Origin of the sequence: Pseudomonas sp. B20(2017) (assembly GCF_002113125.1) — a bacterium.
Taxonomy (GTDB): Bacteria; Pseudomonadota; Gammaproteobacteria; order Pseudomonadales; family Pseudomonadaceae; genus Aquipseudomonas.
Genome location: NZ_NEJP01000002.1, coordinates 394,662 through 416,313 on the forward strand (window position 1 = coordinate 394,662; position 21,652 = coordinate 416,313).

The following is a 21,652-nucleotide window of genomic DNA, read 5'->3' on the forward strand; positions in this document are numbered from 1 at the left end:
GACCGCGGCGCGGCCATCGCCAGCAGGCTGGCCCCCACAGTGGATTGTGTCGTTCACAAAATTCGTGTCCGCAGCCCATCCTGTGGGAGCCAGCCTGCTGGCGATTAGCATCACGCCATCTTCACGCCAGGCGTCAGGGCCGCCGGCAGCACCAGGCTCGGGGTTTCCAGCGAGGCCACCGGGTACGCGCAGTAATCCGCCGCGTAGTAGGCGCTGGCGCGGTGGTTGCCCGAAGCGCCGACACCGCCGAACGGTGCGCTGCTCGCAGCCCCCGTCAGTTGCTTGTTCCAGTTGACGATCCCGGCACGGCTTTCCAGCCAGAACTGCTGGTAGCGCTCTTCGGAATCCGACAGCAGGCCGGCGGCCAGGCCAAACGCGGTGTTATTGGCTTCGGCAATCGCCGCCGCGAAGTCGGCGTAGCGGATCACCTGCAACAGGGGGCCGAACAGTTCTTCATCGGAGCGATCGGCAACCGCCGTCACATCAACGATGCCGGGGGTCAGCAGCGCCGACTGCGCCTGAGGTTGAGTCATCGCCAGCAACGACACTGCGCCATTGGCCAGCAGATGCGCCTGGGCATCCATCAACGCTTTTGCCGCGCCGAGGGAAACCACCGAGCCCATGAACGGCGCCGGCTGCTGATCGAACGCGCCGACCTCGATGGTCGAGCTGACTTCCACCAGACGCTTGAGCAGGCTGTCGCCCCACGTGCCTTCCGGCACCAACAAACGACGGGCGCAGGTGCAACGCTGACCGGCAGAAATGAACGCCGACTGAATGATCGTGTACACCGCGGCGTCGAGGTCAGCGACCTGATCGACCACCAGCGGGTTGTTGCCACCCATCTCCAGCGCAAGAATCTTGTCCGGACGACCGGCGAACTGCTGATGCAGGTGATTGCCGGTACGGCTCGAGCCGGTGAAGAACAGACCGTCGATACCCGGGTTCGCCGCCAGTGCGATACCGGTTTCGCGGGCACCTTGCAGCAGGTTCAGCACGCCGGCCGGCAGACCGGCCTCGATCCAGCACTTGACCGTCAGTTCGGCGACTTTCGGGGTCAGCTCGCTTGGCTTGAACAGCACGCTGTTACCGGCCAGCAGCGCCGGCACGATGTGGCCGTTCGGCAAATGGCCGGGGAAGTTGTAAGGGCCGAACACCGCGACCACGCCATGCGGCTTGTGGCGCAACACGGCAGTGGCGTCGCCCAACGGGCCGCTCTTCTCTCCAGTACGTTCGCGGTAGCTCTGCACCGAGATCGCGATCTTGTTGACCATGCTGGTGACTTCGGTCGCGGCTTCCCACAGCGGTTTGCCGGTTTCCTCACCGATGGTACGGGCCAGTTCGTCGGCGTGGTTTTTCAGTGCGGCGGCGAACGCTTCGAGCACGCTGATGCGATCTTCCAGGGAACGACGGGCCCAGCCCGCGAACGCCTGGCGCGCAGCCTGCACGGCGGACTCGACCTGAGCGGCGGTAGCGCCCTCCCCCGACCACAGCACTTGCTGGCTCACCGGGTTCAGCGATTGAAAGGCCTCGCCCTGACCGGCCAGCCACTCACCTGCGATGTATAGCGAATTCATTATTTCGACTCCCGTGCAGCGGACAACGCCACGGCGCGAACCTGATCGCCAGCGTTGAGTTGAAGACGTTTGGCGGTCAGCGGATCGACCACCAGCGTACCGGCGGCCAGACGAGCCGGCGCAGCCGTGATGCGGCAGTCTTCGCGTTTGCGGTTATGGATGATGAACGGCGTGGCGTCGTCGCCCGGCGTGCCGATGGCCAGTACCAGCGCCTCACTGTCACGCACTGCGCGGATCTTGCTGGTCTCGCACTCGATGGCCGGGCCGGCGTCGAAGATGTCGACGTAACCCTGATAGCTGAAGCCTTCGCTCTTGAGCATCGCCAGCGCAGGCTCGGTGTCCGGGTGCACCTGGCCGATGACGTTGCGTGCGTCTGGCGACAGGAAGCAGGTGTACAGCGGGAATTTCGGCATCAGTTCAGCGATGAATGCCTTGTTGCCGACGCCGGTCAGGTAATCGGCCTGACTGAATTCCATCTTGAAGAAGTGACGGCCCAGGCTTTCCCAGAACGGCGAACGGCCAGCGTCATCCGACACACCGCGCATCTCGGCAATGATCTTGTTGCCGAACAATTCAGGGAATTCGGCGATGAACAGCATCCGCGCCTTGGACAGCATGCGGCCGTTGAGGCCGGTGCGGTAATCGGCGTGCAGGAACAGCGAGCAAAGCTCGGAGTTGCCGGTCAGGTCGTTGGCCAGGAACAGCGTCGGGATCTCGCGATAGATGTTCAGTTCCTGCGAGGCGCTGACGGTCAGGCCGACACGGAAGTTGTACCAAGGCTCACGCAGACCGACGGCACCGGCGATGGCGGAAATCCCCACCACGCGACCATTGTCGTCTTCGAGCACGAACAGGTAGTCCGCGTCGCCACGACCGGCTTCACCGCGAAAGGTCTTCTCGGCCCAGCCGACCCGGTGAGTCAGGCGTTCTTCGTTGGCCGGCAAGGTGGTCAGGCCGGTGCCGGTGCTGCGGGCCAGGTCGATCAGAGCGGACAAATCGCTGCTGCGTACGGGACGAACAATCATGCTATCTCCTCAAACGGGCCGCCGTGGCCACCCGTGAAACTCGCTAAGGCGTTAAACCGCCACCAGGCGCACGCTGGCACCTTCACCGACGCCCAGGGCTTCGGCCGCTTCCAGATCCAGGGTCACCGGTTTGCCCGGCGCGTAATCCAGCTCGAGCAATACCGCGCGGTAATCCTGCAACTGGGCATTGGCCACCAGATACTGGCGACCTGCACCTTTGACCGGCTCGCCGAGCTTCACCGGCACCACGCGGCTCTGGGCAATCGAACGGATCCCCGAGACACGCGCATGCAGGGTCGGGCCACCGTCGAAGATGTCGATGTAGTGATCGGTCTCGAAGCCTTCGCGCATCAGGATGTCGAAGGTGATCTGCGCACGCGGGTGCACCTGGCCCATCGCTTCCTGAGCAGAGTCCGGCAGCAGCGGCACGTAGATCGGGTAATGCGGCATCAGCTCAGCCAGGAACGTGCGGCTTTTCAGGCCACACAGACGCTCGGCCTCGGCGTAGTTCAGGTCGAAGAAGTTGCGACCGATGGCGTCCCAGAATGGCGAGTCGCCGTTCTCGTCGCTGTAACCGACGATCTCGGTCACCACCGAATCGGCGAAACGCTCCGGATGGCTGGCAACGAACAGCAGACGGCCACGGGAGTTGAGTTCGGCCCAAGGCGAACCCACCAGCTCGCGCTGCACGTAGAAACTGGTCAGCAAGCTGTTGCCGGTCAGGTCGTGGCATTGCGAGAGCACGTGTATCTTGTTGTGGATCTTCAGCTCGCGGGAAGCGTGCACGAAGGTCTCGTTGCGAAAGCTGTAGAACGGCTCGGAGTAACCGGCCGACGCAACGATCGCCGAGCAGCCCACCAGTTTGCCGGTGGCGGTGTCTTCGAGGACGAAGAAATAACTCTCCTCGCCGTTGAAGCTCACTTCGGCGGCAAACGAGGCTTCGCTCGCAGCGATCTTGTCGCTCAGGCGTTCAACGTCATCCGGCAAGGAAGTGACACCAATCGGGCTGTCCGCAGCCAGACGCTGTACCTCGCCCAGATCAGCCATTTGCGCGGGGCGCATCACCAGCATGGTGTCACTCCTTTCTCTTATAAATTCACAGAAAAATACACCGGACACTGTGGGAGCGAGCTTGCTCGCGAAAGCGGTGTATCAGTCAGCATAGATGGCGACTGAAACTCCCTTTTCGCGAGCAAGCTCGCTCCCACAATGAAACTTGCCCGGCATCAAAATTGGGTTCGGCGCCTGACGAGGTCAGGCGCCGAAGGGTCTATCAGGCTTGAGTCAGTTTTGCGGCAGCGCGGTCGAAACGATCCAGACCGGCGTCGATGTCCGCGTCTTCAACCACCAGGCTCGGGGCGAAACGGATCACGTCCGGGCCGGCCTGCAGAATCATCAGGCCTTCTTTTTCAGCGGCGTTGAAGATGTCCTTGGCCTTGCCTTTCCAGGCGTCGCTCAGCACACAACCGATCAGCAGACCGAGACCACGCACCTGGGTGAACAGGCCGTATTTCTCGCCGATCTGTTGCAGGCGGGTCTTGAACTTGTCGTGCTTGGCGTTGACGCCGTTCAGCACCTCAGGAGTGTTGATCACGTCGATTACCGCTTCAGCCACGGCGCACGCCAGCGGGTTGCCGCCGTAAGTGGTGCCGTGAGTGCCGACGACCAGATGCTTGGCCAGTGCTTCGGTGGTCAGCATCGCGGCGATCGGGAAACCGCCGCCCAGGCTCTTGGCGCTGGTCAGGATGTCCGGAACCACACCGAAATGCTGATAGGCGAACAGGTTGCCGGTACGGCCCATGCCGGTCTGCACTTCATCGAACACCAGCAGCGCGTTGTTCGCGTCGCACAGCTCACGGGCGCCTTGCAGGTACGCCTGCTCGGCCGGCAGTACGCCGCCCTCGCCCTGGATCGGTTCCAGAACGACCGCGCAGGTCTTGTCCGAAACAGCGGCTTTCAGCGCCGCCAGATCGTTGTACGGCACGTGGGTGATGCCGGTGATTTTTGGGCCGAAACCGTCGGAATACTTCGACTGGCCGCCGACGTTCACGGTGAACAGGGTGCGGCCGTGGAAGCTGTTGAGCGCGGCGATGATTTCGTACTTCTCGGTGCCGAAACGGTCGAACGCGACGCGACGGGCCAGCTTGAAGGCGGCCTCGTTGGCTTCAGCGCCGGAGTTGCAGAAGAACACGCGCTCGGCAAAAGTGGCGTCGATCAGCTTGTGCGCCAGGCGCAGGGCTGGTTCGTTGGTGAACACGTTGGACACGTGCCACAGCTTGTTCGCTTGCTCGGTCAAGGCACCGACCAGCGCCGGATGCGCATGGCCCAATACGTTGACGGCGATGCCGCCGGCGAAGTCGATCAGCTCGCGGCCGGCCTGATCCCAGACGCGGGAACCGGCGCCACGCACCGGAATGAAAGCGGCAGGCGCGTAGTTGGGAACCATAACCTGGTCGAAATCGGCGCGTTGTACCGCAGCGTGCTCAACGGACATCGGAGTCTCCTGATGAGGGCCACCCGCCTGAAACTGGCGAGCGATGGGGGGATTGTAAGGACAGTTTTCAGCCCGGCCTTGTCGCCAAGCGACAACTTCTTATAGCGCAAACCCCGGATTTTCCCGGGTTTACGGCAATGCGACATATAGCGTCGCAAAGGCGCAGTTTAAACTGTCGACGCCAGTTGCAGCACGCCTTGCGAGCATATCAACGGGAAAGGTTTTGCCTGCGATATCTATGTACCGCACACCCTCGACAGACAACTGATAAGAGCACACGCAACCCACTACAAAAAAGCATTTCTCCAACGCAAAAAAAAGCGCCATGGAAAACTGTTCCATGGCGCTTTTTGAAGGCCTCCGTCTCAACCCCGCTCGGGCGGCACCGACGACAATTCGAATGGGCTACTACTGCGCCGCTGGTTGCGGTCTTCTCGCGGGGTGGCGCCGAAGAAGTTGCGATAGGCGCTGGAAAAGTGCGGCCCCGAGGAGAAACCGCAGGACAGGCCGATCTGGATGATCGACTTGCTGGTCTGCATCAACATCTGCCGGGCCTTGTTCAGGCGCAACTCCAGGTAGTACTGGCTCGGCACGCGGTTGAGGTATTGCTTGAAGATCCGCTCCAGCTGGCGACGGGACACGCACACATGCTGGGCGATTTCGTCGGTGGTCAGCGGCTCTTCGATGTTGGCTTCCATCAGCAGCACGGCTTGCGTGAGTTTCGGATGGCTGGAGCCGAGACGGTTCTGCAATGGAATCCGCTGACGCTCGCCGCCTTCGCGGATGCGCTCGACCACCAGCTCTTCCGAGACCGCACCGGCCAGTTCCGCACCGTGATCGCGAGCCAGCACTGCCAGCAACAGATCGAGCACCGACATGCCGCCGCACGCCGTCAGACGATCACGATCCCAGTCGAACAGATGACTGGTGGCGATGACTTTCGGGAAGCGTTCGGCGAAATCGTCCTGCCAGCGCCAATGCACCGCCGCGCGGTAACCGTCGAGCAGACCGAGGTGCGCCAGCGGATACACACCGGCCGACAGACCGCCGATCACACAACCGGCGCGTACCAGTTGCTTGAGCGCGCTGCTGAGAGCCGGCGCCAACGTGGTCGGTGGCTCGTCAGCGAGCAGGAACAGTTTCTGGAAGTTTTCGAGTTTGCCGGCCCAGGGTTCCCCGGGCAATTGCCACTCACCTTCGGCCGGTGCTTCGGCCTGCAGGAACGACAACTCATAGACCACGTCCGGATGCACACGCTGGGCAACACGCAAGGCCTCCTCTGCCAGCGCCAAAGTCAGAGCTTTAGTGCTGGGCCAAATCAGGAAACCAATTCGATGGGCAGTCATGGTGGGCGATCCGAAGCGAAGAACGGTGATGAAGGCAAGGGCCAATGCTAGCCCGAAAATGAACACAAATCTTGAAACTGGCGCAGACCCCTTGTGGGAGCGAGCTTGCTCGCGAAAGCGGTGTGTCAGCTGGCATCACTGCTTCTGAACCATCGCATTCGCGAGCAAGCTCGCTCCCACAGAGGAGTCTGGTCCGCCGTCAGATCCCGAAGCATGACCTAATCTGGTGCATAACGGGAGCGATTACTTGAGGCTGCCCGAGAGGAATTGTTGCAAACGTTCCGACTGCGGATTGACCAGCACTTCACGCGGGTTGCCGCTTTCTTCGACGACGCCTTTGTGCAGGAACACCAGCTGGTTCGACACTTCACGGGCGAAGCCCATTTCGTGGGTTACCACCACCATGGTCCGGCCTTCCTGAGCGAGGGCCTGCATGACTTTCAGCACGTCGCCGACCAGCTCCGGGTCGAGGGCCGAAGTCGGTTCGTCGAACAGCATCACCTCAGGCTCCATCGCCAGCGCACGGGCGATTGCCACACGCTGCTGCTCGCCACCGGACATGTGCCCCGGGAACGCGTCCTTACGATGAGCCACGCCCACCTTGTTCAGGTAGTGCTCGGCTTTCTCGCGCGCTTCGGCCTTGGACACGCCCAGCACGTGAACCGGCGCTTCCATGATGTTTTCCAGCGCAGTCATGTGCGACCACAGGTTGAAGTGCTGAAACACCATCGACAGGCGCGAACGCATGCGTTGCAGTTGCTTCGGATCAGCGGCCTTCAGCGCGCCGTCCTTGTTCGCTACCAGCTTCAACTCTTCGTTGTTGAGCAGGATCTTGCCCGCGTGCGGCTGCTCGAGCAGGTTGATGCAGCGCAGGAAAGTACTTTTGCCGGAGCCACTGGAGCCGATGATGCTGATCACATCGCCGGCGGCCGCTTTCAGGGAAACGCCCTTGAGCACTTCGTGACTGCCATAGCGTTTATGCAGGTCTTGGACTTCAAGTTTGTACATGCGGTCGGTTCTCACAAAAACAGTCAGTCGTTGAGCAAAGGGCCGTCGCGCAGCGCATCGCGCCCCGCCACTTTGGCCAGCCAGAAACCGGGTTGGGCGTAACGCAGCCGCTCAATGGCAAACAGCACCCCGGACGTACCAGCACACACCGTGCTGACCCGATCCGACAGCGGATCGATCACTTCGAAAATCTTGTCACCGGCTTCAACCCACTCGCCGGGCTTGCGCAGAAAACTCACCACGCCGGGATGCGGCGGCAGGAGCAGTTCCGTGCCTTCGAACGGCATGCCTTCGCACGGTTCGTGCACGGCGTTCGGCCACTCGCCACGGATCAGGCCCTGCTCGGCGAGGAACGCCAGAATGCCTTCGGCCCAGGCTTCAGCCTGCGCAGGCGTGGTGTCAGCCTGACCACCCAGTTCGACGGTGGTCGCCAGGCACGCCAGTGGAATCTGCGCGTCCGGGAACAGACGCGACAGACGCAGCCACGGCAGCGAACAGGCTTCATCGAACGAGCTGCCACCGGAATCTTCCGCCAGCAAGCCGACCTTCACATCCAGGTGCGCGGCGAGCGAACGCCACTGCGGCCAGTGCTGCGGTAACGCATACATGTGCAACGCGGCTTCGCAGTCGCAATGCAGGTCCAGCACCACATCGGCGGTGGCGGCATGTTGCAGCAGGATGCGCTGCATGCCTTGTAACTGGCTGCTGGGCTCGGGCAATGCGGCCAGGTGATCGGCCATCGCCTGACGGATCAGACGGATATTGGCGTGCGGATCATCACCGAGTTGTCCTTCAAGCGTAGCGGCCACGGGAGCGCTGAGTTCGACGAAATCACGGTTGAAATTCTTGCCGCTGCCGGCCTCGAAACGGCCCTGATGATTGCCTTGCAGCAACTGGCCGAGACCCAGCGGGTTGGCCACCGGTACCAGTTCGATGACGCCGTTGAGCAGGCCCTTGGCTTCGAGTTCGCCTAGGCGTTTTTTCAGTTCCCAGGCGGTGCGCATGCCGGGCAATTCGTCAGCGTGGAGGCTGGCCTGGATGTAGGCCTTGCGCTCGCCGCTGCCGAAGCGAAATACCGAAATCCGGCGCTCGCTGCCCAGGTGGCTCCACGGCAGAACGTGGTCGATGCGTTCCATATCAGTGCTTCCTCGGGGCCAGGTAGCTCAGCCACCGACGCTCGGCCAGCTTGAACAGGCGCACCAGAATGAAGGTCAGGCACAGGTAGAACACGCCGGCGGTGATGTACGCCTCGAACGGCAGGTAGAACTGCGCGTTGACGGTACGGGCCGCGCCGGTGATGTCGATCAGGGTCACGATGGACGCCAGACTGGTGGTCTGCAGCATCATGATCACTTCGTTGCTGTACTGCGGCAGCGCCCGGCGCAGGGCCGACGGCAACAGAATGCGCTTGTACATCTTGACCCGCGACATGCCCATGGCCTTGGCCGCTTCGATCTCGCCGTTCGGCGTGGCCTTCAGGCTGCCGGCGATGATTTCGGCGGTGTAGGCGCTGGTGTTGATCGCGAACGCCAGGCAAGCACAGAACGTTGCGCTGGACAGCCACGGCCAGAGGAAGCTTTCACGCACCGCTTCGAACTGGGCCAGACCGTAGTAGATCAGGAACAGCTGCACCAGCATCGGCGTGCCGCGAATCACGTAGGTATAGAGCCACGCCGCGCCGTTGACCACAGCGTTCTTGGATACGCGCATCAGCCCCAGCGGCAGGGCCGCGAGCAGACCGAAGAACAGCGACAGCGCGAGCAACTTGAGGGTCGTGACCAGACCGCCGAAGTACAGCGGCAGGGCCTCCCAAATGACGTTGTAGTCGAAGATCATAGATCAGCCGCCCTTACGCCTACCGAGTAGCGCTTCTCAAGGTGACGCAGCGCCAGCAACGAGACACTGGTGATCACCAGGTACATCGCCGCCACTGCGAGGAAGAAGGTGAAAGGCTCGCGGGTGGCATCGGCCGCCTGCTTGGCCTTGAACATCATGTCTTGCAGACCGACCACGGAAATCAGCGCGGTGGCCTTGGTCAACACCAGCCAGTTGTTGGTGAAGCCCGGAATCGCCAGACGAATCATCTGCGGCACCAGCACCCGGAAGAACACCTGGAAGCTGCTCATGCCGTACGCCATGCCGGCTTCGGCCTGACCTTTGGGGATCGCCATGAACGCGCCGCGGAAGGTTTCCGACAGGTACGCACCGAAGATGAAACCGAGGGTGCCGATACCGGCGGCCAGCGGGTTCAGGTCGATGTAGTCGTCATAGCCGAGCATCGGTGCGACGCGGTTGAGCAGGTCCTGACCGCCGTAGAAGATCAGCAGGATCAGCACCAGGTCGGGAATCCCGCGGATCACCGTGGAATACAGATCGCCCAGCCACGCCAGCCAGCGCACCGGCGACAGGCGCAACGCGACGCCGATCAGCCCGAGAACGATGGCCAGGGCCATGGACGACAAGGCGAGCTGAAGCGTCAGCCAAGCGCCATCGAGGATGACAGCCCCGTAGCCTTTCAACATGATTCAGGTCCTCGAAAGTTGGGATGAAAAAATGGCGCAAACCGCAGAGATCCTGTTGCTTGCGCCATTTCGGACGGGTCGAGCGACGTCTTTACTTGCCGTAAATGTCGAAGTCGAAGTACTTGTCCTGGATTGCCTTGTACTTGCCGTTCTCGCGGATGGCCGCGATGGCGGTGTTGATCTTGTCTTTCAGGGCGTCGCCCTTGCGTACCGCGATGCCTACGCCGTCGCCGAAGTATTTGACGTCTGTGAACGCCGGGCCGACGAACGCGAAGCCTTTGCCGGCGTCGGTTTTCAGGAAGCCGTCATTCAACAGCGTAGCGTCCGCCACGGTGCCGTCGAGGCGACCGGCGGCCACGTCGAGGTAGATTTCGTTCTGCGAGCCGTACGGCTTGATCTCGGCACCCAGCGGGGCCAGGACTTCGCGGGCGAAACGCTCGTGGATCGAACCACGCTGCACGCCGATGTTCTTGCCCTTCAGCTCAGCCAGACCTTCGCTGACCTGAGTGCCTTCCTTCATCACGAGGCGGGCCGGGGTGTTGTAGTACTTGTTGGTGAAGTCCACGGATTTCTTGCGGTCTTCAGTGATCGACATGGACGAGAGGATCGCGTCGATCTTGCGCACTTTGAGTGCCGGGATCAGACCGTCGAACTCTTGCTCGACCCACTGGCACTTGACCTTCATCTCTTCGCACAGTGCGTTGCCGATGTCGTAGTCGAAACCGACGATGCTGCCGTCCGGCGCTTTGGAGGCGAATGGAGGGTAAGCCGCTTCGATACCGATTTTCAGAGGCTTTTCATCGGCGAATGTCGGCAGGGACAGCACGGACAGTGCCAGGGCGCCAAGCAGCACAAGTTTCTTCATCTTGGGACTCCATCGGTAAAGGGCAAAAACGGCAGAGTGAGCGACAGCCCAATATGCGAATGGGTGTAACGAAATCGGTTGCTGCGTGCGTGGGACAATTCCAGTCAAAACCGCGAAGGCTTCAACGCAAGCCACGACGAGCGAGTGATCGGCATTCTAACGACAGGCCCGAAGCCGATATTTCTTCAATGCGACAACTAATTACAGATGCACCGAGAAACCCGCTTGAGCACATTGACAGCCCTGCAATTTCATGCAAGAGCGAAAGACAGTGAACCGATCTATGCTGCAAATTGCGGGCCTATTATTCGCAAACCCTTCTAATCCGGCAAGCGCGGGGTTATGTCTTATTTTTCACCGGGGGTTTTGAGGCCCGAAAACGGGGCAATGCGTTTCCGGACGCCCCGTTGCGGAGCAGGCGGTTACACATTCAGTTACGTGCAATCCCTTGGGTAACAACGGGAAATGTCCTACGGCTGAAATCGATAATTATTGGTTGGATGGTTTTGAGTTCCGACAGCGGACAACACCGATGCCGGACAAATTGCCTTCGCGAGCAGGCTCGCTCCCACATTGAAATGCAACCCCCTGTGGGAGCGAGCCTGCTCGCGAAGAGGTCAGCAAGCCCACTACAAACCCTGCAGGCATAAAAAAGCCCTGCCCGGCATTACCGGGCAGGGCCTTCTATGGCTCTAACTCTTACGCGACGTTCATGGTCTTGTGCGTATCGATCAGGTGTTGCACCACACCCGGATCGGCCAGGGTGGAGATGTCGCCCAACCCTTCGTATTCGGCGGTCGCGATCTTGCGCAGGATGCGGCGCATGATCTTGCCCGAACGAGTCTTCGGCAGCCCCGGCGCCCACTGGATCACGTCCGGCGAAGCGATCGGCCCGATCTCCTTGCGCACCCAGTTCTTCAGTTCCAGGCGCAGTTGCTCGCTCGGCTCTTCGCCATTCTTCAGGGTGACGTAGACATAAATGCCCTGCCCCTTGATGTCGTGCGGCACACCGACCACCGCCGCCTCGGCGACTTTCGGGTGAGCGACCATCGCGCTTTCGATCTCGGCAGTACCCATGCGGTGGCCGGACACGTTGAGCACGTCGTCCACGCGACCGGTGATCCAGTAGTAACCGTCGGCATCGCGACGGGCGCCGTCCCCGGTGAAGTACATGCCACGGAAGGTCTTGAAGTAGGTGTCGACGAAACGGTCATGATCGCCGTACAGCGTGCGCGCCTGACCTGGCCACGAATCGAGAATCACCAGATTGCCTTCGGCCTCGCCCTCGATGATGTTGCCGAGGTTGTCCACCAGCGCCGGCACCACACCGAAGAACGGACGTGCTGCAGAACCCGGCTTCATTGCATGAGCGCCCGGCAGCGGGCTCATCATGTTGCCGCCGGTTTCGGTCTGCCACCAGGTATCGACGATCGGGCAACGGGACTTGCCGACGTTCTTGTAGTACCAGTCCCAGGCTTCCGGGTTGATCGGCTCGCCCACCGAGCCCAGCAGACGCAGGCTGCTGCCGTCCGCACCTTCAACAGCAGCGGTGCCGGAGGCCATCATCGCGCGGATCGCGGTCGGCGCGGTGTAGAGGATGTTGACCTTGTGCTTGTCGACGATCTTCGCCACCCGGGTGATGTCCGGATAGTTCGGCACACCTTCAAACAGCAGCGTGGTCGCGCCGTTGGCCAGCGGGCCGTAAACAATGTAGGAGTGACCGGTGACCCAGCCCACGTCGGCGGTGCACCAGTAGATTTCGCCCGGACGGTAGTCGAACACGCGCTCGTGGGTCATGGCCGCGTACAACAGATAACCGCCGGTGGTGTGTTGCACGCCCTTCGGCTTGCCGGTGGAGCCGGAGGTATAAAGGATGAACAGCGCTTCTTCGGCGCCCATCTCTTTCGGCGCGCAGACAGTGCCCGCCACTTTCATCAGGTCTTCGTACCAGATGTCGCGATGCTGATTCCACTTGATGTCACCGCCGGTGCGCTTGCACACGATGACTTTCTGGATGCTGCTGGTTTCCGGGTTGGTCAGGGCGTCGTCGACGTTGGCCTTGAGGGAAATCTTCTTGCCGGCACGGATGCCTTCGTCAGCAGTGATCACCACTTTCGAGCGGCAGTCGATGATGCGACCGGCCAGGGCTTCCGGCGAGAAACCGCCGAACACTACCGAGTGAATCGCGCCGATCCGGGTGCAGGCCAGCATGGCGACCACGGCTTCGGGAATCATCGGCATATAAATGGTCACCACGTCGCCGCGATGAACGTCCTGGCCACGCAGGGCGTTGGCGAGTTTGCACACTTGTTCGTGCAGTTCGCGGTAGGTGATGTTGCGGCTTTCGGAAGGATCGTCGCCCTCCCAGATGATGGCGACCTGATCGCCGCGCTCGGCCAGATGACGGTCGAGGCAGTTGTAGGAAACGTTCAGGGTGCCGTCGGCAAACCACTTGATGTCGACATGGTGATCGTCGAACGAAGTCTGTTTCACCGTGGTGAAAGGCTTGATCCAGTCGAGGCGCTTGGCTTGTTCGCGCCAGAAGCCGTCAGGGTTGACGACCGACTGTTGGTACATGGCTTTGTAGGTCGCCTCGTCGGTCAGCGTATTGGCCAGAACCTCGGGACGAACGGGATACAGGGAAGCCGCACTCATCTTTCCTACCTCGGTGTAATAGTTGTTTTTGTATGACCCTGTTGTAGCCGGGGCGCCCGTATAGAACCATTCGACGATGGTAGTAACAAGCCCCTACAAAACATCCAGAAATGCCCGGAACACCCCTGAAGCAAACGACACAACCCTTGTGGGAGCTGGCTTGCGAGCGACTCAGACGACCCGGTTTCCCGAGAAAGCCGCAGCGGTGGTCACACGATATCCAGGGATTGTTACCAAATTTGCCAAAGGTGTTTATCAAAACCGGGTCTGTTTACCCCTACTCCGCCTCCCTAAAATTCACCTCGCCGACAAGGCAAAGCGATTAACAAGGTTACAGCCCCCACGAAGGCCGTTAATCCAGTTCTGAAGTAACAAAGCAAAACGATGAAGTTCCACACGCAACCCCAAAAAGGTTGCGTGACCCCACTCGACCTCAAGAAGGTAAATTTCAAATGAAAGCTTTATTGGTTCTGGCCCTCAGCAGTCTGTGCGCAACCGCCATGGCAGACGAGGTTCCGACTGATGTCGCACAGCAACAACCAGCCATCGAGGAATACACTTACTCCACTCACCTGGACATCGCCAAAGTTGTTTCCATGAGCGAAGTTCCAAATGTCTGCGAAGTAGTACCGATGAAAATGGAGTACGACGACTCCAAGGGTCAGCGTCACATCCTGCGTTACAGCATCATGGGCAACGGCTGCACCAATTGATGTTTTGAGACTGCACCGAATCGGATCGCTCAGCGCAACATCGAGGGTCTATTCCAGCCCGGCTTCGGTCGGGCTCAGTTGTGTTTGAAGCGGCGCAAAAGGGTTGCAAAACACAAGATATAGTAAAAAACACGGTTTTTTGCTCGTTTTTTGAGCAATCAATCACACGCCAAAAAATTAATGAAAAAAAATTCTCCGGGGCCAATCCCGGCGAAAGCCCTGTAAACCCTCGCTCCGAACGAAATCACCTTCCCGCTCGAACACCCTGCGCTGTTTCGCCCTCCCCCACGCGGTTGTTTTTTTCCCTATAATGCCGCCCCATCGGGTCAGCAATATTCCCTTACAGGGATCAAAGCCATTCTGAAGCCCCGCAGCAGCGTCAACGCTGACTCGCGCCCGTCAGAGGCTCTCGGAAACCCGAAAAAATTTTCTGTTTATTGCCTGCGTAGCACCGCTGCAAAAAACGACATCCAACGCGGCCTGTACGGCCGTGTGAAAAACCAACCCATCAGTTTTCACACGGGCACAGGCCCTCACGCAGGAGACGACACGTCATGCTGAGCTGGGACGAATTCGACAAAGAAGACAGTGAAGAAGCAGTAGTGAAAGGCGCCAACGCCGGCCACGCTAGCGAAGCCAACATGGACCGCCTCGACAGCGCCGGCGGTGCCGCCGCCCTCGAAGCCCGTGCCGTGACCGCCGAAGACTCGGCCGCCGTGGCCCGCGCCAAGGCTGCACTGGATTCCCTCGACGTCGCCGAAGGCCTCGCCGAACTCGAAGGCTCCGCTGCCCGTGTCGCCGTTGACGAAAAGCGCATGATCAACTGCCGCGCCGACCTCAACCAGCTCGTGCCATTCAAGTACGACTGGGCCTGGCAGAAATACCTGGACGGCTGCGCAAACCACTGGATGCCGCAAGAAGTCAACATGACCGCCGACATCGCCCTCTGGAAAAACCCGGAAGGCCTGACCGACGACGAGCGCCGCATCGTGATGCGCAACCTCGGCTTCTTCTCCACCGCCGACTCCCTGGTTGCCAACAACCTGGCCCTGGCCGTGTACCGCCTGATCACCAACCCGGAATGCCGCCAGTACATCCTGCGCCAGGCGTTCGAAGAGGCGATCCACACCCACGCCTACCAGTACTGCATCGAATCACTGGGCATGGATGAAGGCGAGATCTTCAACATGTACCACGAGATCCCGTCGGTCGCGAAAAAAGCCGCCTGGGGCCTGAAATACACCCGCGCCATCTCCGACCCGGAATTCAACACCGGCACCGTAGAGACCGACAAAGAACTGCTGCGCAACCTGATCGCCTACTACTGCGTTCTGGAAGGCATCTTCTTCTACTGCGGCTTCACCCAGATCCTCTCCATGGGCCGCCGCAACAAAATGACCGGCGTCGCCGAGCAGTTCCAGTACATCCTGCGCGACGAATCCATGCACCTGAACTTCGGCATCGACGTGATCAACCAGATCAAAATCGAAAACCCACACCTGTGGGACGCCGAAATGAAGGAAGAAGCTTCGCAGATGATTCTGCAAGGCACTCAGCTGGAAATCGAATACGCGCGTGACACCATGCCTCGCGGCGTACTGGGCATGAACGCTGCGATGATGGAGGACTATCTGAAGTTCATCGCTAACCGTCGTCTGTCGCAGATTGGTTTGAAGGAAGAGTACCCAGGGACGACTAACCCGTTCCCTTGGATGAGCGAGATTATGGACTTGAAGAAAGAGAAGAATTTCTTTGAGACGCGGGTTATTGAGTATCAGACTGGTGGTGCGTTGAGCTGGGATTAACATAAAAAGCACTAAGCTAGAAGTATCAAAGGGGATCGCTATCATAGCGATCCCTTTTTCACATATGCCATGAGTAAGCAGAAAGGATCTCTATAGTGACTCAAAGGATTATTAAGAATTATAAAATAGCCACTAAATACCCAGAGATAAAGTCACTAATACCTCACGTACAAAAGTCTGCAGACAGTCAACGTTCTGCTCTCGGATTCCTAGCAAGTAGCGTATATGAAGAATATGCTCGAAACGAACGACTTTACGTTTTAGTTAATGACTTACCCGATGGTAGAATTTACGCTGGCCATCTGCTCTTTGACATGAGATATCCTCGAGCTACGATCCGTCAAATGTTCGTTGACCCAGAACATCGCAGAGGCGGGCTCGCGACACTTCTTCTTGATCACCTTAGAGACATTCTAACAAGTTTCGGGTTCACCTCTATTTATGCCAGAGTTGCACTAGACTTATTAGACTCTAATAAATTCTGGGAAAGACAGCGCTTTTACATACAACGACAGGAAAAGGGTGGCGTTACTAAAAATAGAAAAATTTTAGTCCGCTGCCACGAACTCGAATCTCCGCAGTTATTTCCAACAAGTGGAATAAGCTCAGAAAACCCACTTGGCCTGACATTTACACCATCCGACATCGTCCCCCTTTACCTGCTTGACCTAAATGTTCTTTTCGACTTGGCTGGTCCAAGAAGAAAGCGTCACGATAACGCTTTGAGCATATTTCAAGCAGAACGTATGAACTTTTGCCGACTAGCGATAAGCACAGAAATTAGGGAAGAACTAAAACGAACGCGTCTCGTAGAAAAAACCGATCCAATGGAAGGTTTTATCGATATATTTCCTTCGTTCCCGCTTGTAAAACCAAAAGAAACCACCCAACTAATTAACGAGCTGTCGTCCATAGTTTTTCCACATAAACAGAAGGACAGCTTTAGTTCAAATGATTGGTCTGATCTTAGCCACGTCGCAACTGCAATTCAACACGATTTAGCTGGCCTTATCACTAACGACGCTGCAATACTTTCGTCAGCGCCTCAAATCAAGATAAAGTATGGCATCGAAATCATATCAACTGCGGCTTTTGAGCTAAATGACGTCCCTCCTAGAAATAAAAGCTCACACTACACATCTAATAACTCTACATTAAACCTTCTTGAAATCAAACGTGAAAACGATCCAGAAGTACACAAACTACTGTCAACTCTTCGCCTAACAGGTTCGACCATAGCTAGTGGATGGATCCCCACTGTAGAACAAGAAAAAATAGCAATGCGTCGCGCCGTATGGGACCAGAATGAACTGATCGGTTACTTAACTTGGTCATCAAGGAGCACGAGCGGCGCAACGACAGCTCGATTGGCGGTAGATGAAAAAAATCCTCATGCCCTGCACGCAGCTCGCATTTTACTTATTTACTTACTTGAGCAATTACTGCCTCACGGCCCAACTCAAGTAAACCTGGAGCTACCTACTCATCAGTCTCACTCACGCGAGATTGCTGTAGGATTTGGGTTCAAAGGCACCAGCAGCATGCATTGCCTAACAAAACTAGTTTTAGGGCAAGTCATCACACAGAAAAACTGGAGTCACACCAAAGACACTCTATTTATGAAGAGTGGTCTGAAGTTACCGGCTAAGCCTCCTACTTTTTCGAAGGAAGAACAGTACATTCAAATTCTGACTCCAAGTGGAAATCGAGAACATGTATCTCTTGAAATATTAGAGTCTTCTTTATCTCCAGCTTTGTTTTGCCTTCCTGGAAGACCCGCAGTAATAACACCTGTACAGCGAAGCTTTTCAGAGCCTCTTCTGGGTCACTCATTACAAGGTTCATTCCTTCCTTTTTCAACTGCTTCGCTCTTCCAAGATCGCCACTACGTGAGTAGCAGCAATACTCTTAAGCACTTCAAAACCGGCACATTAATATTTTTCTATGAGTCAACAAAACAAAAAGGACGATGTGAATTGGTCGCCATTGCTAGGGTGCGGCAGGCTTACTTAAAACCAACTGAATCGCTAGACAACAAAACATTGGAGCAATCTGTATTAGACACAGAAAGTCTATCGTCAATCGGCAAGTCAAAAATGAAAACCATCACTGTTTTTGATAATATATTTCCACTACCAAACCCTGTACCTCTGAAGTTTTTACAAGAAATCGGCTGTGGAAAACCCACCGACCTAATCACAACAAAACCAATAACCAACTATCAACTTGAAAAAATACTTCAGCAGGCGTTCCAGAAATGAAAAGCGATAACATATTAATCTCTCTAACGCCTCGTCATGCTAGCAATGTATTCTCTGGTTCTAAAACGGTAGAGCTACGACGGCGCTCTATGAATATCCAACCAGGTACTACCACTTGGATTTATGTAAAGCTTCCTATCGGCGCTATAACTGGCTGCGTTACAGTTAGCGCGATACACACTTTCTCCCCAAGAACATTATGGAAAAAATTTGGCCCCGTCAGCGGTCTTACCAGAATAGAATTCTTTAAATATTTTGACGGAGTTAAAAAGGGGGTTGCACTTGAACTTGTCGACGCAAAAACACTAAAAAAACCTCTTTCCCTAACCACATTGCGCACACATGTAGACGGCTTCCAACCCCCACAATTCTTCACTCATCTTTTAGATGAAAATCTTATATTAACAGCCGCAGAAAAAGCTCTTTACCAATAAAAACCGCATCAATGTAGCGCCACATGCCCCAAACAAAAAAGAACACCAACAAACGCAAATTTTCAAGATGTTTCCAACTTTTAAAAATCAAAGATAATTACATACGAACTCAAGCCACTGCCAACCTAACCCCCTCTATTATATATATATTTCCTCCCGAACTTTGACCTTGACCTCACCGCTATTTCCCCATATCTTTCGTACTCCGGCACCTAAGAAACGCCTCAAGTAGCGGCCTGACCGCCCCCGAAAGATGCGGCTTTTTTGCGCCTAAGGTATTTTCGTGCGCGCAAAAAACCTTTGCTATGCTGGGAGTGGGCTAATACAAGACCCGAAAGGGGAATATGTCCGACCTTCTACTTGGGGTTTCTTAACTCCCGGCGCCTTAGCCCTAAGAAAGCTCAAGTAGAGGTAATGGATATGCCTAAGATTTTTCCCTTCTCAGTGAAGGAAATCACCTACAGCTTTACTGCTGCATTTACGCCTCCACACAAGGAGGTCGATCATGTCTGAAGTCATCACACCCACAGTTTTCAATCGTCACAACCTTGCCCTTCACGCCCTCCTCCTTGAAAACCAACCGTGGTTCTGTGCCCGCGATATCGGCCGCCTGATGGGAGTCCACCTATGCGATCGCATGGTCAACAAGCTAGATAAAGATCAGCACCGTGTCCTGTGGATCGACTATTACCGACAACCCGAAAAACAGCTGATGCTTAGCGAATCTGGTGTGTATGCGCTGTTGGTATATCACTACGTCCCAGGAAACCGGCTGCTACGTGAGTGGCTAACCAATCAGGTTGTGGCAGCCTTGCGCGACGCGGATCCGTCTGAAAACACGGATTGACCGATGTTAAGTTTGCTGGATTGGCCGGAGATGTCGCTGAGCTTGCTGCATTGGCGAGATGAAGGCTGGATTCAGCTGAGAGATATGCCTTACCTGCTGAATGATCAGAGCCAAGAGCGGGCTAGAGCGGCGAAACCTTGGTGGCGGAGAATTGCGCAAGCATTCCAGTCTTCGAAGCACTCGATGGGTTAAAGCTGTGGTTGTAGGACCGTGCGAGATCCGTCGCGATTTTCTGTAGGAATTTTCGTAGACAGCGGTGATGGCCACTCAGTATCGTCCGAGGGTTAACAACCCTCGGCGACTGTATGGATACGAAAAAGGAACAAAAAGGCTGGACCAATGACGAGTTGGAAGCATCGATCGACGCCTATCTCGCGATTCAAGCGAAATATCCAAACGATGAAAAATTCAACAAGTCTGCGGAGCACAAGCTTCTGCAGGATGGCGTGCTCGCCAGTCGTAATAGCAAGTCGATCGACTATCGCCTACAAAACATTTCGGCTCTCTTTGATGCGCTGGGACTGAAGCCAATTGTCCATTACAAGCCGAAAGTCAACATTGGCTCGGGGATCACTGCGCGCCTGACCAAAATTTTAGAAGCCAAAGGCCTTCTGACTCAGAGCACCGAGCTGCTTGCTACCGAGGGTGGCGTTCGGAGTCGACACGTTAAGCCAGCTAAAGCACAGAATTTCGTAGACGTTCCAGAAGATGACTCGCCCCCACAACAAGGGGTGACAGTTACCCGGTACTTCGTTCGAAACTCCAAAATCAAAGGCTGGATTCTAGAAAACGCTAAAGGTATTTGTGAGGCCTGTGGTCAACCTGGTCCATTCGAAATGGATGGAAAACCGTACCTTGAGGTTCATCACGTTAAGCACCTGGCACAGCAGGGTAAGGATCGCAAAAACAATACTGTTGCGCTCTGTCCGAATTGCCATCGGCGCTGCCACCACTCGAGCGACCGAGTGGAGTTCACTGATTCGCTCTATAAAAAAGTGAAACGGTTGAAGCGGCAGTAAATTCTCTGCCCAATAGAGGATGTGGTGAGGGAAGAAATCCAACCCGCCTCTCGCTACTAATCCCCCCACTCAAGGACCCGAGCCCCATCATGAAATTCGACCTCGCCTACTGCCTCAGCCTCGACGACAAGTTGTCGATCTATGATGTTCGCGATCTCAATTTCGATGAGACGGTGGCGTTCGATTCTGCGAAGGAGCATTTCCAGTGCCCCAACGACGCCTGTCGTGCGGCGTTCGATGCCTCCAACGAATTAGGCACGTTCAACGCCAAGAACGTGAATTACGTGCGCACGCCGCACTTCAAGAATCTGCCCGGTACGCAGCATGTGGCGGGTTGTCCGTATGTGAGTTTGAAGACGTCGGCCGCGGGGGTTGAGGCGGCGGATGGGGAATTGGATGACGGACGGGAGGAACATTTCCCGTCGGAGTTGTTGCTGACGCGCCGTGAGTATGTGCGTAAGCCTGCCGCGCCAGCGGGTGCTGCGGATGTGTTGCGGGATGATCCGATGCGGGTGGCGGCTACTCCCTCAAAAGAATCGCCGAGTCGTGAGACGACGCCGGACAAGACCAGTGTTTTCGCTCACCCCGTGGAATGTTTTGTGTCGAACTTCGCGGATAAGGATTTGCTCAAGCGTATGCCGTTGAAGATTGGCGAGCATACGGCGCCGTACAGTTCGTTCTTCAAGAAGATCGAGTACTTGATGGACAACAAGGGGCTGATTTATTGGGGCCGGATCAAGAAGATCGAGGACTTCCACAGCGCCAGTTTCCGGATCGATTTCGAGGACAAGGTCTGGTTCAAGAAGCCGGATGACAGCAAGAAGAAGCCTTATCCGGTCAGTGTCTATCTCAACAAAAAGCTGATCGACAACTACCGTAAGCGCAAGGCGTTTCTGGAAGAGATCAAGCACGCGATCGACAGTGATAAGAAGCTGTTCTGTTTCTTTTATGGCGTGACGCCGGAATTGAAGCAGGTGCCGGGCAAGAAGAACCCCGAAAAGCCTTTCGAGGTCTTCAATGCCAATATCGAGAACCTGGATCACTTCATCATTCGTGAAGCGCCGGGTCTGGCGTGATGGTC

17 protein-coding genes and 1 pseudogene are annotated in these 21,652 nt (G+C 56.9%); 7 read left to right on the forward strand and 11 right to left on the reverse strand.

What is annotated here, in order from left to right:
- Positions 1-110: 110 nt before the first annotated feature.
- The 11 genes from astD to acs form a co-directional block, all read right to left on the reverse strand.
- Entirely contained in the window at positions 111-1,580 is a 1,470-nt protein-coding gene (gene astD / locus CAF63_RS04905; RefSeq protein ID WP_178081265.1) for a succinylglutamate-semialdehyde dehydrogenase, read from the reverse strand.
- Positions 1,577-2,602 carry an arginine N-succinyltransferase gene (astA, locus tag CAF63_RS04910; RefSeq protein WP_011335534.1) on the reverse strand — a complete coding sequence of 342 codons (1,026 nt, stop codon included), beginning with the start codon at positions 2,600-2,602 and terminating at the stop codon, positions 1,577-1,579. The genes astD and astA overlap by 4 nt, the downstream gene beginning before the upstream one ends.
- A gap of 51 nt (positions 2,603-2,653) precedes the next feature.
- Positions 2,654-3,673 carry an arginine/ornithine succinyltransferase subunit alpha gene (gene aruF / locus CAF63_RS04915; RefSeq protein ID WP_064598807.1) on the reverse strand — a complete coding sequence of 340 codons (1,020 nt, stop codon included), beginning with the start codon at positions 3,671-3,673 and terminating at the stop codon, positions 2,654-2,656.
- A 202-nt stretch (positions 3,674-3,875) separates the two neighbouring features.
- Entirely contained in the window at positions 3,876-5,096 is a 1,221-nt protein-coding gene (locus CAF63_RS04920) for an aspartate aminotransferase family protein (RefSeq protein WP_085683606.1), read from the reverse strand.
- A 365-nt stretch (positions 5,097-5,461) separates the two neighbouring features.
- Positions 5,462-6,442, reverse strand: a complete 981-nt coding sequence (gene argR, locus CAF63_RS04930) for a transcriptional regulator ArgR (RefSeq protein ID WP_085683608.1) — start codon at positions 6,440-6,442, stop codon at positions 5,462-5,464.
- Positions 6,443-6,685: 243 nt separating this feature from the next.
- Positions 6,686-7,450, reverse strand: a complete 765-nt coding sequence (locus CAF63_RS04935; RefSeq protein ID WP_003227281.1) for an ABC transporter ATP-binding protein — start codon at positions 7,448-7,450, stop codon at positions 6,686-6,688.
- A gap of 23 nt (positions 7,451-7,473) precedes the next feature.
- On the reverse strand, positions 7,474-8,586 hold the full coding sequence (locus tag CAF63_RS04940) for a succinylglutamate desuccinylase/aspartoacylase family protein (RefSeq protein WP_085683609.1): 1,113 nt from the start codon (positions 8,584-8,586) through the stop codon (positions 7,474-7,476).
- Position 8,587: 1 nt separating this feature from the next.
- Entirely contained in the window at positions 8,588-9,286 is a 699-nt protein-coding gene (locus tag CAF63_RS04945; protein WP_011335540.1) for an ABC transporter permease, read from the reverse strand.
- Positions 9,283-9,972 (reverse strand): ABC transporter permease, encoded by a 690-nt coding sequence (locus CAF63_RS04950; protein ID WP_007951063.1) that lies wholly within the window; start codon positions 9,970-9,972, stop codon positions 9,283-9,285. Before CAF63_RS04950 ends, CAF63_RS04945 begins: the two co-directional genes overlap by 4 nt.
- A gap of 91 nt (positions 9,973-10,063) precedes the next feature.
- Positions 10,064-10,837, reverse strand: a complete 774-nt coding sequence (locus CAF63_RS04955) for an ABC transporter substrate-binding protein (RefSeq protein ID WP_064383630.1) — start codon at positions 10,835-10,837, stop codon at positions 10,064-10,066.
- A gap of 699 nt (positions 10,838-11,536) precedes the next feature.
- Positions 11,537-13,492: an acetate--CoA ligase gene (gene acs / locus CAF63_RS04960; protein WP_085683610.1), complete on the reverse strand. Its 1,956-nt coding sequence runs from the start codon at positions 13,490-13,492 to the stop codon at positions 11,537-11,539.
- A 452-nt stretch (positions 13,493-13,944) separates the two neighbouring features.
- Here acs and CAF63_RS04965 point away from each other — a divergent pair, with 452 nt between their 5' ends.
- The 7 genes and pseudogenes from CAF63_RS04965 to CAF63_RS04990 all read left to right on the forward strand — a co-directional run bounded on the left by CAF63_RS04965 (position 13,945) and on the right by CAF63_RS04990 (position 21,647).
- On the forward strand, positions 13,945-14,205 hold the full coding sequence (locus CAF63_RS04965) for a DUF2790 domain-containing protein (RefSeq protein WP_085683611.1): 261 nt from the start codon (positions 13,945-13,947) through the stop codon (positions 14,203-14,205).
- 554 nt (positions 14,206-14,759) lie between these two features.
- Positions 14,760-16,010: a ribonucleotide-diphosphate reductase subunit beta gene (locus CAF63_RS04970; RefSeq protein WP_085683612.1), complete on the forward strand. Its 1,251-nt coding sequence runs from the start codon at positions 14,760-14,762 to the stop codon at positions 16,008-16,010.
- 95 nt (positions 16,011-16,105) lie between these two features.
- Positions 16,106-18,271 (forward strand): GNAT family N-acetyltransferase, encoded by a 2,166-nt coding sequence (locus CAF63_RS04975; protein WP_158090781.1) that lies wholly within the window; start codon positions 16,106-16,108, stop codon positions 18,269-18,271.
- The gene (locus CAF63_RS28245; RefSeq protein WP_143492424.1) at positions 18,268-18,705 is read left to right on the forward strand and encodes an ASCH domain-containing protein; all 438 of its coding nucleotides are present in this window, start codon (positions 18,268-18,270) and stop codon (positions 18,703-18,705) included. The genes CAF63_RS04975 and CAF63_RS28245 overlap by 4 nt, the downstream gene beginning before the upstream one ends.
- 505 nt (positions 18,706-19,210) lie before the next feature.
- A pseudogene (locus CAF63_RS04980) lies at positions 19,211-19,744 on the forward strand (Bro-N domain-containing protein).
- 113 nt (positions 19,745-19,857) lie between these two features.
- Positions 19,858-20,571: an HNH endonuclease gene (locus CAF63_RS04985; protein WP_085683614.1), complete on the forward strand. Its 714-nt coding sequence runs from the start codon at positions 19,858-19,860 to the stop codon at positions 20,569-20,571.
- 89 nt (positions 20,572-20,660) lie between these two features.
- The gene (locus tag CAF63_RS04990; RefSeq protein WP_085683615.1) at positions 20,661-21,647 is read left to right on the forward strand and encodes a hypothetical protein; all 987 of its coding nucleotides are present in this window, start codon (positions 20,661-20,663) and stop codon (positions 21,645-21,647) included.
- Positions 21,648-21,652: the final 5 nt, after the last annotated feature.

Excerpts from the sequence above, each read along its gene's own strand:
- aruF (WP_064598807.1), bottom strand. The coding sequence starts at position 3,673 with ATGCTGGTGATGCGCCCCGCGCAAATGGCTGATCTGGGCGAGGTACAG.
- CAF63_RS04945 (WP_011335540.1), bottom strand. The coding sequence starts at position 9,286 with ATGATCTTCGACTACAACGTCATTTGGGAGGCCCTGCCGCTGTACTTC.
- acs (WP_085683610.1), bottom strand. The coding sequence starts at position 13,492 with ATGAGTGCGGCTTCCCTGTATCCCGTTCGTCCCGAGGTTCTGGCCAAT.
- CAF63_RS04985 (WP_085683614.1), top strand. The coding sequence starts at position 19,858 with ATGGATACGAAAAAGGAACAAAAAGGCTGGACCAATGACGAGTTGGAA.
- CAF63_RS04955 (WP_064383630.1), bottom strand. The coding sequence starts at position 10,837 with ATGAAGAAACTTGTGCTGCTTGGCGCCCTGGCACTGTCCGTGCTGTCC.
- argR (WP_085683608.1), bottom strand. The coding sequence starts at position 6,442 with ATGACTGCCCATCGAATTGGTTTCCTGATTTGGCCCAGCACTAAAGCT.
- CAF63_RS04990 (WP_085683615.1), top strand. The coding sequence starts at position 20,661 with ATGAAATTCGACCTCGCCTACTGCCTCAGCCTCGACGACAAGTTGTCG.
- CAF63_RS04970 (WP_085683612.1), top strand. The coding sequence starts at position 14,760 with ATGCTGAGCTGGGACGAATTCGACAAAGAAGACAGTGAAGAAGCAGTA.
- CAF63_RS04920 (WP_085683606.1), bottom strand. The coding sequence starts at position 5,096 with ATGTCCGTTGAGCACGCTGCGGTACAACGCGCCGATTTCGACCAGGTT.
- CAF63_RS28245 (WP_143492424.1), top strand. The coding sequence starts at position 18,268 with ATGAAAAGCGATAACATATTAATCTCTCTAACGCCTCGTCATGCTAGC.
- CAF63_RS04965 (WP_085683611.1), top strand. The coding sequence starts at position 13,945 with ATGAAAGCTTTATTGGTTCTGGCCCTCAGCAGTCTGTGCGCAACCGCC.
- astA (WP_011335534.1), bottom strand. The coding sequence starts at position 2,602 with ATGATTGTTCGTCCCGTACGCAGCAGCGATTTGTCCGCTCTGATCGAC.
- CAF63_RS04950 (WP_007951063.1), bottom strand. The coding sequence starts at position 9,972 with ATGTTGAAAGGCTACGGGGCTGTCATCCTCGATGGCGCTTGGCTGACG.
- CAF63_RS04940 (WP_085683609.1), bottom strand. The coding sequence starts at position 8,586 with ATGGAACGCATCGACCACGTTCTGCCGTGGAGCCACCTGGGCAGCGAG.
- CAF63_RS04935 (WP_003227281.1), bottom strand. The coding sequence starts at position 7,450 with ATGTACAAACTTGAAGTCCAAGACCTGCATAAACGCTATGGCAGTCAC.